This window comes from Pseudomonas sp. M47T1 (assembly GCF_000263855.1).
Classification (GTDB): domain Bacteria; phylum Pseudomonadota; class Gammaproteobacteria; order Pseudomonadales; family Pseudomonadaceae; genus Aquipseudomonas.
This window is the reverse complement of record NZ_AJWX01000002.1, coordinates 204,872-218,632: the sequence shown is the minus strand read 5'-3', so window position 1 is coordinate 218,632 and position 13,761 is coordinate 204,872. Positions and strand designations below refer to the sequence as shown.

Here is a 13,761-nt window from a genome sequence, read left to right as displayed (position 1 = left end):
CGGGAATAACAATGAAACTGCATCAACTGCGCGCTTTAGTCTCCATCCACGAAACCGGCAGCCTGCAAGACGCATCGCAGGTGCTGCACCTGACTCAGTCAGCACTGAGCCGGGCCATCAAGGAACTCGAAAACGAGCTGGGCATCACCTTGCTGGTGCGTTCCAACAAAGGCATGACCCTCACCGAATACGGCCAGCGCATGCTCGGCCATGCCCGCCAAGCGCTGGAAAGCGTACGCCGCGCGCGTCAGGAAATCGAGGACATGAAAGGCTTGGTGGTCAGCGAGATCACCATTGGCGTGACGCCCGTTACCGCGTTGCTGCAGTCCCTCAAGCAAGCCCTGCTGCACTTCCAGCAAAGCTACCCCCAGGCCACCCTGAAAGTGCTGGAGATGCGCCCTACGCAGTTGTTGCAGCACTTGCGCGACGGCCTGCTGGACTTTGCCCTGACCTCCCAGGTGCCGGCCAATGCCGTGGGCCTGGACTGGCAACCGCTGTGCCGCATCCCTGGCGTGGTGGTGGTGCGCAAGGACCACCCGCTGCGCAATGTGCGTTCGTTGCGGTTGCTGCAACAGGCCCACTGGATCAGCGTGGACCCGCTCACCGACAGCCAGTCGCAATTCAACCAATTGTTCGAAGGCAGCGCCCTGGGCCGCCCGCGCAAGGTGTTCGAATGCACGGCCATGAACCTGGCGATCAAGATACTGATCGACAGCGACGCGGTGATGATCATGAGCCAGCCCGCCCTGGGGCACGACCTGGTGGGCATGAGCGATATGTCCAAGCACCTGCTGAAGATCGACATTCAGGAACCGGTGCCCGAGTACTCGGTGAACCTGGTGTGTGTGAACCGCAGCTACCTGACCAAGACCGCCGGCCACCTGTTCGCTCATCTGCATGAAGCATTGGCGGGCAAGCCTGCTGCTATCTGAGGCTTGGCCCCCCCCTGTAGGAGCGGACCGTGTCCGCGAAGCACACACCGCCATACGTCAGGTACGACGCGGCGGGACCTTCGCGGACACGGCCCGCTCCTACACCATTGCGCAAGGCCTTTACTCCTGCGCTGGATGAATGTCATACCGCAGCCTTTACGGGCCTTTCGTGGTTTGAAGTGAGCAGTCACCACTCTACCTGTTCTCTCGCGTTACCCATCTGCCCACCTCCTCGGCACCAGTTTCGCGCATCGCGAGTCGAAAATGCCCACATGCAACGTCTGCCTATCCCGCCGCCGCTGATCATCCGCACCAACGGTTGGGGGCTTGCATAAAAGCGATGTGCAGTTTGAGCAGCGCTGTTCAACACTGCGGATCACCACGACCCCGGGTTCAGGAACAGCGCCATGAAAACCACCCCCGCCAGTGAACTGCCTCATCAGCCCAGCCCAGCCATGATCTCGCAGCAAGCGCGCAAGATGCGCCGCGTGGTCATCGCCTCGTCGCTGGGCAACGGCCTGGAGATCTACGATTTCACCGTGTACAGCTTCTTTGCGGTGATCATCGGCAAGCTGTTCTTCCCAGCCGACTCGGCCATGGCCTCGTTGCTGATGTCCTTGGCCACGTTCGCCATCGGCTTCCTCATGCGCCCACTAGGTGCGGTGCTGATCGGCCGCGTGGCCGACCGTCGCGGCCGCAAGGCGGCGCTGTCGCTGACCATCGCCCTGATGACCCTGGGCACCGGCATCATCGCCCTTACCCCTACCTATTCGAGCATCGGCATTGCCGCCACCCTGCTGCTGGTGTTCGGCCGCTTGCTGCAGGGCCTGTCAGCCGGCGGCGAGGTGGGCAGCGCCTCGGCGTTCCTGATGGAATCGGGCAACGCCAGCAACCGCTGCTTCATGGTCAGTTGGCAGGGCGCCAGCCAAGGTGCCGCGGCCTTGCTGGGCGCACTGACCGGCCTGCTGCTGAGCAGCAACCTGAGCCCCGAAGCCCTGGAAAACTGGGGCTGGCGCGTGCCATTCGTGATCGGCCTGCTGATTGGCCCGGTGGGCTGGTTCATTCGCCAGCACCTGGACGAAACCCACACCGAAACCGCCAACACGCCCTCGCTGGCGCAACTGCTGCGCGAGCACAAGGGCACCCTGCTGCTGGGCATCATGTGGATGTCCGCCTCCACCGTGAGCATGTACATGGTGGTGTTCTATATGCCGACCTACTTGGTGCGCACCCTGCACTACCCCGGCAGCTTCTCGTTTGCCCTGGTGGGCCTTGCCAGCGCCCTGCTGGCGGTGACTCCGCCGCTCGCTGCGCGCTACGCCGACCGTTTTGCCCGACGCAAGCCGCTGCTGTACTGGGTGGTTGGGCTGTCGCTGGTGTTCGCCTACCCCTCGTTCCTGCTGCTGGGCCTGCAAAGCACTTGGCTGTGCATGCTGGCCATCACCCTGCTGATCATGCCCATGGCCGTCGGCGTGGGCGCCAGTTTCGCCATGCTGATGGAGGCCTTCCCCCGTGAGCAGCGCGTGACCGGCCTGTCGGTGATCTACAGCTTCGGCGTGACCCTGTTCGGCGGCTTCTCGCCGCTGCTGGTGACCTGGCTGATAGGCCTGACCGGCAACCCCTTGACCCCAGCCTTGTACCTGATCGCCACCCTGGTGCTGGCACTGATCGCCCTGCGTCTGTTCCCGGAATATCCGGGCCGCGACTGAGTCCCCTTTACTACCAGAAAAGGAAGCAACCGTGAGCAACCTGATCATCAACCAGAAACTGCAAGCCAGCGCCGAACATTTCGCCAGCATCCGCCGCGACATCCACACCTTTCCCGAGCTGGGCGGCGACGTCCCTCGCACCGCTGGCCTGGTAGCCGAAATGCTCGGCGCCTGGGGCTACGAAGTGCACACCCAGGTGGGTGGCCACGGCGTGGTAGGCGTGCTGAAACGCGGCACCGGCTCACGCAGCCTGGGCATTCGTGCCGACATGGACGCCTTGCCGATTCTGGAGAAGAACGGCCTGCCGTGGGCCAGCCAGCACCAAGGGCGCATGCACGCCTGCGGCCACGACGGCCACACGGCCACCCTGCTGGCGGCAGCCGAGCAACTGGCCCTGCACGCCGAATTCGATGGCACCCTGAACCTGATTTTCCAGCCCGACGAAGAAGGCCTGGCCGGCGCCAAGCAGATGATTGATGACGGCCTGTTCACCCGTTTCCCCTGCGATGCGGTGTACGCCTACCACAACATGCCCGGCGTGCCCGTGGGCAAGGCGGTGGTACAGGCCGGCGGCTTCATGGCTTCGTCGGAACGGGTGACCATCACCCTGACCGGCCGCGGCGGCCACGGCGCCATGCCGGAGCGCGCCATCGACCCGGTGCCGGCGCTGGCCAGCATCATCACCGCCCTGCAAACCGTGATTTCACGCAACCTGTCCACCGATGACGCCGCCGTAATAAGCGTGGGCATGGTCCAGGCGGGCACGGCGTACAACATCATTCCCGAAACGGCGAACGTCATGCTCAGCGTACGCACTGCCGACCCGGCCGTACGCGACCGCGTGGAAAAGCGCATTCGTGAGATTGTCGAGGGCCAGGCGGCCAGCTTCGGGGTGAAGGCCGATATCGACTATCAGTTGCTGGCGCCGGTGCTGGTGAACAGTGCGGTCGAGACTGAGCGCATGCTGGGTGTGGCCCGCGAGGTGCTGGGCGTCGAAAACGTGCTGGAGCGGATGCCGGTGCGCATCATGGGCAGCGAAGACTTTGCCTGGATGCTCCACGAAAAACCCGGCTGCTATTTCGTGCTGGGCAACGGCACAGGCGAATTCGTGGGCTGTTCGGTGCACAACGATCACTACGACTTCAACGACGCCGTGATCCCGCTGGGCGCGGCGTGCTGGGTGGGGCTGGTGGAAGGCTATCTCAAGGCGTGAAGCCGCATCGCCTGCGGACGCGGCCTTCCGGCCGCTCCTACGGCCTGGCGGCAGCTCGGTATCGCCGCGGTTAGCGGGCGGCGGCCAGGATCAGTTGCTTCATTTCGGACACCGCCGCCTTGAAGCCCACAAACAGGGCATGGGCCACCAGCGCGTGGCCGATGTTCAGTTCGTTGATGCCCTTGATGGCCGCCACGGCCTCGACGTTGTGGTAGTGCAGGCCATGGCCGGCATTGACGACAAGGCCCTGGGCCACGCCGAAGGCCACGCCATCGGCAATGCGCTGCAGTTCTTCGGCAACCTCGGCGGGCGTCTGCGCATCGGCATAGCGACCGGTGTGCAGTTCGATGGCCGGTGCGCCAACGCGCTTGGAAGCAGCGATCTGGCGCTCGTCGGCGTCGATGAACAACGACACTTCGCAACCGATCTTGCTCAGGCGCTCTACCGCTGCCTGAATCCGCGCTTCCTGGCCAGCCACGTCCAGGCCACCTTCGGTGGTCAGTTCCTGACGGGTTTCCGGTACCAGGCACACGTGGGCCGGGCGGATGCGCTCGGCGAAGGCCAGCATTTCTTCAGTAACGCCCATTTCGAAGTTCATGCGCGTTTGCAGCACGTCCTTGAGCAACAGTACGTCGCGTTCCTGGATATGCCGGCGGTCTTCGCGCAGGTGCACGGTAATGCCGTCGGCGCCCGCCTCTTCGGCGTCCAGCGCGGCCTTGACCGGGTCAGGGTAGCGGGTGCCGCGGGCCTGACGCAGGGTAGCGACGTGGTCGATGTTGACGCCGAGAAGAATGCGATTGCTGGTGGTCACGGGAGCGCTCCTTGGAATTGAGACCCCAAGGATACGTGGTGCTCACGGCTTGCGAAACAGTTCCCGGCTGACCAGCGGACGACCGCCCAGGTGCACGGCCAATGCCTGGCGCATCAGGCGCTTGGCAGCAGCCAGCGCACCAGGGGCCTCCCAGTCGGCTTCAGCCATGGCCAGCAGCTGTGCGCCGCTGAACAGCCCAGGCTGGATCAGCCATACGCGCTCAAGGCCGGCATCCACCAGCAACCGATACAGGCCATCGGCCTCCACCGGGTTGCCATTGACGTCGGCGTCCAAGGCGAAGCCGTAGCCCAGGTCATCCAGCAAGCGCCATTCGAACGAACGCAACAGCGGCTCCAGTGGCCGACCTTCGGCCAGCGCTTGTAACGTGGCGGCGTAGTGGTCGAACACGCCGGGGTGAGGGTCCTCGGCGGGCAATAGGCGAATCAGCAGCTCATTGAGGTACAGGCCGCTGAACAAGGCGTCGCCCACCATCCAGGCGGCCACGCCCACGGTTTCCATGCGCCCGACATTCTTCAGCTCGCCCTTGCCACGAAACTCGGCTTCCAGCGGCACGAACGGCCGCGCCTGGGTGCCTGCCTTGCTGCGCGCACTGCGCAACACCGCGCGCAGGCGGCCCTGGGGGGTGAGGAAGTCGACCAGGGCGCTGTTCTCGCGGTAGGGGCGCGAGTGCAGCACGTAGGCGGGTTGCAGGATGGGCGGGTTGGACATGGGCATTCAATTCTTCAGGTCGGAAATGTAATTGTGGGAGCGGGCTCTGCCCGCGAACAGAACACCGCGGTGCCCCATTCGCGGGCAGAGCCCGCTCCCACAAAAAACCGTGCCTGGGAAGGACGGTGCGGTACTAGAGGTCGCCGTAGCCCAGCGAGCGCAGGGCGCGTTCGTCGTCGGACCAGCCACCCTTGACCTTCACCCACAGGTTGAGCATGACCTTGGAGTCGAACAGCAGCTCCATGTCCTTGCGCGCTTCCATGCCGATGCGCTTGATGCGCTCACCCTTGTCGCCAATGATGATTTTCTTCTGGCCGTCGCGTTCCACCAGAATCAGGGCGTGGATGTGCAGGGTCTTGCCCTGCTGCTTGAATTCTTCGATCTCGACGGTGATCTGGTACGGAAGCTCCGCACCCAGCTGGCGCATGATCTTCTCGCGCACCAGTTCGGCGGCCAGGAAGCGGCTGCTGCGGTCGGTGATCTGGTCTTCCGGGAAGAAGTGATCATTTTCCGGCAGGTGCTTGGCAATCAGGCCTTCCAGGGCTTCGAGGTTGTGGCCATGCTGGGCCGACACCGGCACGATCTCGGCGTTGGGCAGTTGCTCCTGCAGCCAGGCCAGATGCGGCATCAACTCGGCCTTGTCCTCGATGCGGTCAGTCTTGTTGATGGCCAGGATCACCGGGCCCTGCACGTACTGCACACGCTCCAGCACCAGTTGATCTTCGTCGGTCCACTTGGTGCGGTCGACCACGAAAATCACCACGTCCACGTCTTTCAACGCCGCCGAGGCGGTCTTGTTCATGTAGCGGTTGAGCGCTTTCTCGTTGCTCTTGTGCATGCCGGGGGTGTCGACGTAGATCGCCTGGATCTCGCCCTCGGTCTTGATGCCCAGCATGTTGTGGCGAGTGGTCTGCGGCTTGCGCGAGGTGATCGCCAGCTTCTGGCCCAGGATGTGGTTGAGCAGCGTGGACTTGCCCACGTTCGGGCGGCCGACGATTGCGACATAGCCACAGCGGGTTGGGGTTGTATCAGTCATTGCCATTCTCCACGCCCAGGGCGATCAGTGCTGCAGCGGCCGCTACCTGTTCGGCAATGCGACGGCTCACGCCCTGACCCCGGCTTTTTTCGTTCAAAAGGGTGATTTCACATTCGACGAAAAACGTCCGGCAATGCGGTTCGCCCTGGATATCCACCACTTCGTAACGCGGCAGGTCGCAGGCCCGGGACTGCAGGAATTCCTGCAGTCGGGTCTTGGGGTCCTTGTTGGTGTCCACCAGCGTCAGGCTGTCGAACTCGCTGGTCAGCCAGGACAACACGCGCTCGCGGGCCACGTCCATGCCCGCATCCAGGTAGATGGCACCAATCAGAGCTTCCAGGGCATCGGCCAGGATCGACTCGCGGCGGAAACCGCCGCTTTTCAATTCACCGCTGCCCAGGCGCAGGTATTCGCCCAGGTCGAAACCACGGGCCAGCACGGCCAGTGTCTCGCCCTTCACCAACCGTGCGCGCAGGCGCGACAGCTGGCCTTCGCGGGCCTGTGGAAACCGTTCGAACAACGATTCACCGGCCACGAAATTGAGGATGGCATCACCGAGGAACTCCAGGCGCTCATTGTTGCGCCCGGCGAAGCTGCGGTGAGTCAAGGCCAGGACCATCAGTTCCTGATCTTTAAAGGTATAGCCGAGCTGACGCTCGAGACGGCTCAAGGAAACACTCACGGTTTACGCACGCTGAATTCGTGGTCAAATTTCACCACCAGGTCGACATTGCCGATCAGTGGCTCACGCTGTTCGTATTGCAAATGGGCGGCGAATACATCGTCGTCCAGTGTCACGGTCAAAATCTTTCCAGGGTCCAGGTCACGGATATTGTTGACCTGCATGCCGGCGGACACATGATCGTAGAAGGCGGCCACGCTATCGATGCGCTTGGCTTTCTCCGCCGGTACCGATTCGATGATTTTCTTCACCGTCCAGTAGTCGAAGTAATGCGGAAGAACCTTGAAGGCAGTACTGGCCACAAAGCCCAGTATGGCCAGGATAACCAGCCCTCCCAGCAGCGAAACGCCTTTCTGCGAACCGCTTCCGTTCATGTCCAGCTCCTCGTCCCTGCCGACGCCTGAAAAGCATTCGGCGCTGTCCACTGGACAGCGCCGCCTGGTGTTACTTGATCAGCCCGACTCGCGAGAAATTCGGCAAGTGGCTCATCTTCGGTTCCGGCCAGCTCATCCAGACCGCGAAGGCCTTGCCGACGATATTGCGGTCCGGGACCATGCCCAGCAATTCCTTGGGAATGCGTGGATCATCCCAGTAACGGCTGTCATTGGAGTTGTCACGGTTGTCGCCCATCATGAAGTAGTGCCCGGCGGGCACGGTCCATTGATTGTCTGGCGGCATGTGATAACGGCCCATTTCCTGGCGGATCAGGTGCTCGACGTTGCCGAGTTTTTCCTGATACAGCTCAGCGGTGCCCAGGGTACCAGGCTCGGTGCCCAGCAGCTTTTCGGCGACCGGCTGGCCGTTGATCAATAGTTGCTTGTCGCTGGTGTAGGCGATGTGGTCGCCCGGCAGGCCGATCACGCGCTTGATGTAGTTGACGCTAGGGTCGCTTGGGTAGCGGAACACCATCACGTCGCCACGCTGCGGGTCACCGATCTCGATGACCTTCTTGTCGATCACCGGCAGGCGAATGCCATAGGAGAACTTGTTCACCAGGATGAAATCGCCCACCTCCAAAGTCGGCTTCATGGACCCCGATGGGATCTGGAAAGGCTCGACCAGGAACGAACGCAGCACCAGCACGATAAACAGCACAGGGAAGAACGACTTGCCGTATTCAACCAGCGTCGGCTCCTTGTTCAACTGTTCAAGCACTACCGGGTCCGGCTCGGTGACACTGCCCTGGTAGGTGGCGATCGCGGTCTTGCGACGCGAGGCCAGGAAAACCAGATCGAACAGTGCCAGCAAACCGCACACGGCTACAGCGATAACCAGCAACAGCGGGAAATTTAGAGACATAGGACCTAACTATCCAACCTGAGCACGGCGAGGAAGGCTTCTTGTGGAATTTCCACGTTGCCGACCTGTTTCATGCGTTTCTTACCGGCCTTCTGCTTTTCCAACAGCTTGCGCTTACGGCTTACGTCACCGCCGTAGCATTTGGCCAGTACGTTCTTTCTGAGCGCCTTGACAGTGGTACGGGCCACGATCTGGCCGCCAATGGCGGCCTGGATCGCAACGTCGAACATCTGCCGAGGAATCAGTTCTTTCATCTTTTCGGTCAGCGCACGGCCCTTGTAGTGGGCGTTGTCGCGGTGAACGATCAGGGCCAGGGCGTCAACCTTGTCACCGTTGATCAGCACGTCCAGCTTGACCAGGTTGGCCGACTGGTAGCGATCGAAATGGTAGTCCAGGGAAGCATAGCCGCGGCTGGTGGATTTCAGGCGATCGAAGAAGTCCAGCACCACTTCGTTCATCGGCAGGTCGTAGCGCACCTGCACCTGGCTGCCGAGGAACTGCATGTCGCGCTGTACGCCACGCTTCTCGATGCACAGGGTAATGACGTTGCCCAGGTGCTCTTGAGGCACAAGGATAGTAGCGGCGACGATCGGCTCGCGGAAATCTTCCACGGCGGATACGTCCGGCAGCTTCGACGGGTTGTCGACGTAGATGGTCTCGCCCGTCTTGAGCAGCACTTCGAAGATTACGCTAGGCGCGGTGGTAATCAGGTCCAGGTCGTATTCGCGCTCCAGGCGCTCCTGGATGATTTCCATGTGCAGCATGCCCAGGAAGCCACAGCGGAAGCCGAAGCCCAGGGCGTCGGAGCTTTCCGGCAGGTACTGCAACGACGAGTCGTTGAGGGTCAGCTTGGACAGTGCGTCGCGGAAGTCTTCGAAGTCTTCGGAGCTGACCGGGAACAGGCCGGCGTAGACTTGTGGCTGGATGCGCTTGAAGCCTGGCAGCACGTCTACGTCAGGGGTGCTGCTCAAGGTCAGGGTGTCACCTACGGGTGCACCGTGAATGTCCTTGATGCTGGCGATGATGAAGCCCACTTCACCGGCCTTGAGGTCGGCGGTGGCGGTGTGCTTGGGCGTGAATACACCCACGCTGTCGACCAGGTGCACCTTGCCGGTGGACTTGACCAGAATCTTGTCACCCTTTTTCACGCGGCCATGGCGAACGCGTACCAGGGACACGACGCCCAGGTAGTTGTCGAACCAGGAGTCGATGATCAACGCCTGCAGCGGATCTTCGATGTTGCCGGTAGGGGCTGGAATGGTCTGGACCAGGCGTTCGAGCACGTCGATCACGCCCATGCCGCTTTTGGCACTGCACGCCACGGCGTCGGTGGCGTCGATGCCGATGACCTTCTCGATCTCGTCCTTGACGCGATCGGGGTCGGCCTGGGGCAGGTCCATCTTGTTCAGCACCGGCATGACTTCCAGGCCCTGCTCGATGGCGGTGTAGCAGTTGGCGACCGACTGGGCCTCCACGCCTTGACCGGCATCGACCACCAGCAGCGCGCCTTCGCAGGCGGCCAGCGAACGGCTGACTTCATAGGTGAAGTCGACGTGGCCGGGGGTGTCGATGAAGTTCAGCTGGTAGGTTTTACCGTCCTGGGCCTTGTAGTGCAGCGTGACGCTGTGGGCCTTGATGGTGATCCCACGCTCGCGCTCCAGGTCCATGGAGTCCAGCACCTGAGCTTCCATCTCGCGATCGGCCAGGCCGCCGCACATCTGGATGAACCGATCGGCCAGCGTCGACTTGCCATGGTCAATGTGGGCGATGATGGAGAAATTGCGGATATGACTCAAATCACTCACGGATCAACACTCAAAAAGGCTGCGGGCTGGACGCCCAACGAAAAATAGCCGGGAATTGTACCTGATTATCCGCGGCGTGGGGAAATTGGGGTTATTGCCGGGTGTTTGTTCATGTTCTCCCGCCAGGCTGCGAAGGCCCGCAGCGGGCCCGCGATCGACATGCCACAGCTGAAGGTCCTTCAGACCTTTTCGCAGCCTGCGCAGCTCAAAGGGATCCACCACAAAAAAGGGCGGTCAACGACCGCCCTTCCCTGTTTCAGGCCTGTGCGATCACTCGCTGAGCTTGAAGGTGATGAAGCTCGCACGGCCCTGGCGCAGCACGCGCATGGACACCGACCGGTTTTTCGGCAAGCCCTTGGCGATTTCGGTGAATTCCTTCGCCGAACCGATGGCCTGGTTGTTCAGGTGGGTGATGACGTCACCCGGCTGCAGGCCGATCAGGGAGGCAGGGCCGTCCTGAACGTCCTTGATGACCACGCCGCTTTGCAGGTCCAGGGACTTTTTCTGATCGGCGGTCAGGTCGGCCACGGAAACGCCCAGGCGGTTACTGTTGCTCTCGGCCTGGGCCTTGTCGCTGCCACCGGCCACGATGTCGTCGTCATTGGCAGGCATGGCCCCGACGGTCACGTCGATGGTCTTGCGCTTGCCTTCGCGAACCACTTCCAGGCTGGCCTTGGCACCGGCCTTCAGGCTACCCACCAGGTGCGGCAGGTCGGCAGACATGACGATTGGCTGGCCATTCATGCTCAGGATAACGTCGCCCACTTGCAGGCCGGACTTGGCCGCAGGGCCGTCCTCAACCAACTGCGCCACCAGGGCACCGGCCGGCTTGTCCAGGCCGAACGACTCGGCCAGGTCCTTGTTCACTTCCTGGATGACCACGCCCAGCCAGCCACGGCTGACCTTGCCGTCTTTCTTCAGCTGGTTGGCCACGTCCATGGCCACATCGATGGGGATGGCGAACGACAGGCCCATGAAGCCGCCGGAACGGGTGAATATCTGCGAGTTGATGCCCACCACTTCGCCCGCCATGTTGAACAGCGGGCCGCCGGAGTTGCCAGGATTGATGGCCACGTCGGTCTGGATGAACGGTACGTAGGCGTCATTGGGCAGGGTACGGCCCTTGGCGCTGACAATACCCTTGGTGACGGAATGATCGAAGCCGAACGGCGAACCGATGGCCAACACCCACTCGCCCACCTTGAGCTTGTCGGAGTCGCCCAATTTCACGGTAGGCAGGTTCTTGCCGTCGATTTTCAGCAGCGCCACGTCGGTGCGCGGGTCGGTACCCACCAACTTGGCTTTCAGCTCGCTGCGGTCGGACAGGCGCACGATGATTTCATCGGCGTCGGCGATCACGTGGTTGTTGGTCAGCACATAGCCATCATCGGAAATGATGAAGCCCGACCCCAGGGACTGGGCTTCGCGCTGGCGATCACCGCCCTTGGGGCTGCGCGGCGAACGCGGCATGTTGCGGAAGAAATCGCGGAAGGCCGGCGGCAGGTCGTCCAGGTCCGGCATGTCGCCGCCGGCCGTGGCGCGGTCGGGCAGCTTTTGCGTGGTACTGATGTTGACGACGGCCGGCGAGGCCTGCTCCACCAGGTTGGTGAAGTCGGGCAGGGCTTCAGCCTGGGCGGTGACGGCCTGGCCGAGCATTAGCACGGCGGCGCACACGGTCAGGTAACTCTTCAAGCGTAATATCGACATACGGCTCCCGTTGGTCACGAGCAAGGTTTAGCAATTGGCTTCGCCAGACGCACAAAACCCGGGCACTGCCGCAAGGCAATGTCCGGGTCCGGGTGTCAGCAGAGGCGATCCTGAAACAGCAGACAAGGCCAGACCCTTGAGGGTCTGACCTATAGAAAAAAACAGAGGGTTTTGCAACCTGACTGACAGAAGTTTCATTTCGACATCCTTTGTAACGGATGCCCTGGCGTGCTCCCTGCACGCCCGCTTCTGCTCAGCATTGGCGCCTCAATTCTTCGCCTGAGCGTCTTGCGCGCGCATCGACAACGCGATGCGTTCGGCGGTGCCGATGGGAATTTCACCGACCACGGTCACCATCACATCACCCTTGGGCGTGGTGAGGCGCCGCGATACGGCCGAGGTTGGCCCTAGCTGAGTACGGGTATCGGTGCCCACTGTGCCGTTGAGCGGCTCCAGAAATACCGAGAACCGTGCCAGGCCGTCGTCATACATCAGGCTACTGACCGTGACCTTGCTGTCCGGGTCTTTGCGGACCGAACTGCCGGCCAGCTCGAAACCGGGCGGCAACCAGTCCGAGCGCCAGTGACTGGCAGCCGACGCAGGGGCTTGGGCCACCACGGACGGTGCCAGCGGCTTGCAGTTGTCACTGGCCGCCAGCTGCGCATCGGTGGGTACGGTGGTGTCCAACCGGGTGAACTGGAAGCGCTCCAGCAAGCGCCCCTTGTCGTCGAGCAACAACGACTTGAGCGGCAGGCCAGTCTGGCTGTCCAGATGCAATTCGAAACCGTAGCGATGCTGGTCTTTGGGCGTCAGCGTGACGATGGTGGCGTCACGCCCCGCTACCCGTGATTGCCCCGCCACCGACAGGTCGTACCAGGACATCAACTTGAGCGGGTCGAGCACCCGACCCGAGGAATTTGGTGCTTCGGTCACACCGGGAACCAGGGTTCCGCTCACGCATTGGGTACGACCATCCACGCGCACGACTTCCTGGGCGGAGCCGTCGAGCTGCAGAAGCCGCTCGCTGACCTTGCCGTTCTGGGCGCGATGCCAGATATCGTGAGTGGAAAAACTGCCGTTGCGTTCGTAGACGAAAGTGCCCTGGAAACTCTGCTGCTGCTCGGCCTGGGCCAGGCGGTTAAGCCATTGTGAAGCGTCGGTGGCCGCAAAGGCCGGGACGCTCAGGCAAGTACCGAGCAATAGCGGTAGTAGCGGTATGGCGCGCATGCAACTCCTTAGCGGTTTTCAAGACTCGCGGCACGTGCGTAAGGCAACGCGCTTTCAGTCCCTTTCAACGCAGCTTCCTGGGCGTGTTGGCGCAGGTAGCCGGGCAGACGCTGGTCATGCATGCCAGCCTGACCTTGCAGAACGCCGTTGGCCATGGGGCCGGTGCTCTGGTCGGCACTTTCAGTGTAGCCTGCCAGCACGGCCGGGCCTTGAACCTGCGGCACCGAAGGCGCCTGCTGGGTAGCCGGTTGCTGCTGGGCCAGTTGGTTGCCGGCGATTTCGTCCTGGTTGTACAGGCGCACACCTGCCAGCACCGCGACGGTTACCGAGGCAGCCACGGCCAGACGGCCAATGCTGCGCCATGGGCCACGGGACGCCTTGATGGGGGCGATCTCGTCGGCAATGGCAGCCGAAACGGCCGTTGCCAGGTCCAGGCGTGGGTCAAGCAAGTCCTTGTGCATGACAGCACGCGCAATCTGGTAGCGATTCCAGGTGGCACGTGTTTCAGGATCTTCCAGGGCATTGATGACCCGGCGTAATTCCAGTTCGTCCGCTTCGTTATCCATCACCGCGGACAGCGATTCCTGCAAAGCTTCACGACTCATGGCGGT

13 protein-coding genes are annotated in these 13,761 nt (G+C 62.3%); 3 read left to right on the top strand and 10 right to left on the bottom strand.

What is annotated here, in order from left to right; translation table 11 throughout:
• Positions 1–11: 11 nt before the first annotated feature.
• The 3 genes from PMM47T1_RS02940 (at position 12) to PMM47T1_RS02930 (ending at position 3,854) form a co-directional block, all read left to right on the top strand.
• Complete coding sequence (locus PMM47T1_RS02940; RefSeq protein ID WP_008365640.1) at positions 12–932, top strand: LysR family transcriptional regulator; 921 nt, start codon at positions 12–14, stop codon at positions 930–932.
• Between the two features lie 407 nt (positions 933–1,339).
• Entirely contained in the window at positions 1,340–2,641 is a 1,302-nt protein-coding gene (locus tag PMM47T1_RS02935) for an MFS transporter (protein WP_008365639.1), read from the top strand.
• A 31-nt stretch (positions 2,642–2,672) separates the two neighbouring features.
• Positions 2,673–3,854, top strand: a complete 1,182-nt coding sequence (locus PMM47T1_RS02930; protein WP_008365638.1) for a M20 aminoacylase family protein — start codon at positions 2,673–2,675, stop codon at positions 3,852–3,854.
• A 70-nt stretch (positions 3,855–3,924) separates the two neighbouring features.
• Here PMM47T1_RS02930 and pdxJ read toward each other — a convergent pair whose 3' ends face one another.
• From pdxJ to PMM47T1_RS02880, 10 genes are all read right to left on the bottom strand, one after another.
• Positions 3,925–4,665, bottom strand: a complete 741-nt coding sequence (gene pdxJ / locus PMM47T1_RS02925; protein ID WP_008365637.1) for a pyridoxine 5'-phosphate synthase — start codon at positions 4,663–4,665, stop codon at positions 3,925–3,927.
• 42 nt (positions 4,666–4,707) lie between these two features.
• The gene (gene recO / locus PMM47T1_RS02920; protein WP_008365635.1) at positions 4,708–5,394 is read right to left on the bottom strand and encodes a DNA repair protein RecO; all 687 of its coding nucleotides are present in this window, start codon (positions 5,392–5,394) and stop codon (positions 4,708–4,710) included.
• Between the two features lie 133 nt (positions 5,395–5,527).
• Entirely contained in the window at positions 5,528–6,430 is a 903-nt protein-coding gene (gene era, locus PMM47T1_RS02915; RefSeq protein WP_008365634.1) for a GTPase Era, read from the bottom strand.
• Positions 6,423–7,112 carry a ribonuclease III gene (gene rnc, locus PMM47T1_RS02910; RefSeq protein WP_008365632.1) on the bottom strand — a complete coding sequence of 230 codons (690 nt, stop codon included), beginning with the start codon at positions 7,110–7,112 and terminating at the stop codon, positions 6,423–6,425. Before rnc ends, era begins: the two co-directional genes overlap by 8 nt.
• Entirely contained in the window at positions 7,109–7,486 is a 378-nt protein-coding gene (locus PMM47T1_RS02905; RefSeq protein ID WP_008365630.1) for a DUF4845 domain-containing protein, read from the bottom strand. The genes rnc and PMM47T1_RS02905 overlap by 4 nt, the downstream gene beginning before the upstream one ends.
• Before the next feature lie 70 nt (positions 7,487–7,556).
• On the bottom strand, positions 7,557–8,411 hold the full coding sequence (gene lepB, locus PMM47T1_RS02900; RefSeq protein ID WP_008365628.1) for a signal peptidase I: 855 nt from the start codon (positions 8,409–8,411) through the stop codon (positions 7,557–7,559).
• Positions 8,412–8,416: 5 nt separating this feature from the next.
• Positions 8,417–10,216 (bottom strand): translation elongation factor 4, encoded by a 1,800-nt coding sequence (gene lepA / locus PMM47T1_RS02895; protein ID WP_043300642.1) that lies wholly within the window; start codon positions 10,214–10,216, stop codon positions 8,417–8,419.
• Between the two features lie 270 nt (positions 10,217–10,486).
• Positions 10,487–11,923, bottom strand: a complete 1,437-nt coding sequence (locus PMM47T1_RS02890; protein ID WP_008365625.1) for a DegQ family serine endoprotease — start codon at positions 11,921–11,923, stop codon at positions 10,487–10,489.
• Between the two features lie 267 nt (positions 11,924–12,190).
• Positions 12,191–13,150: a MucB/RseB C-terminal domain-containing protein gene (locus PMM47T1_RS02885; RefSeq protein WP_008365623.1), complete on the bottom strand. Its 960-nt coding sequence runs from the start codon at positions 13,148–13,150 to the stop codon at positions 12,191–12,193.
• Between the two features lie 8 nt (positions 13,151–13,158).
• Positions 13,159–13,755, bottom strand: a complete 597-nt coding sequence (locus PMM47T1_RS02880; RefSeq protein ID WP_008365622.1) for a sigma-E factor negative regulatory protein — start codon at positions 13,753–13,755, stop codon at positions 13,159–13,161.
• Positions 13,756–13,761 lie beyond the last annotated feature (6 nt).

Coding starts and splice junctions, on each gene's coding strand:
- recO (WP_008365635.1), bottom strand. CDS start 5,394: ATGTCCAACCCGCCCATCCTGCAACCCGCCTACGTGCTGCACTCGCGC.
- PMM47T1_RS02880 (WP_008365622.1), bottom strand. CDS start 13,755: ATGAGTCGTGAAGCTTTGCAGGAATCGCTGTCCGCGGTGATGGATAAC.
- era (WP_008365634.1), bottom strand. CDS start 6,430: ATGACTGATACAACCCCAACCCGCTGTGGCTATGTCGCAATCGTCGGC.
- PMM47T1_RS02940 (WP_008365640.1), top strand. CDS start 12: ATGAAACTGCATCAACTGCGCGCTTTAGTCTCCATCCACGAAACCGGC.
- PMM47T1_RS02935 (WP_008365639.1), top strand. CDS start 1,340: ATGAAAACCACCCCCGCCAGTGAACTGCCTCATCAGCCCAGCCCAGCC.
- PMM47T1_RS02885 (WP_008365623.1), bottom strand. CDS start 13,150: ATGCGCGCCATACCGCTACTACCGCTATTGCTCGGTACTTGCCTGAGC.
- PMM47T1_RS02890 (WP_008365625.1), bottom strand. CDS start 11,923: ATGTCGATATTACGCTTGAAGAGTTACCTGACCGTGTGCGCCGCCGTG.
- PMM47T1_RS02905 (WP_008365630.1), bottom strand. CDS start 7,486: ATGAACGGAAGCGGTTCGCAGAAAGGCGTTTCGCTGCTGGGAGGGCTG.
- lepB (WP_008365628.1), bottom strand. CDS start 8,411: ATGTCTCTAAATTTCCCGCTGTTGCTGGTTATCGCTGTAGCCGTGTGC.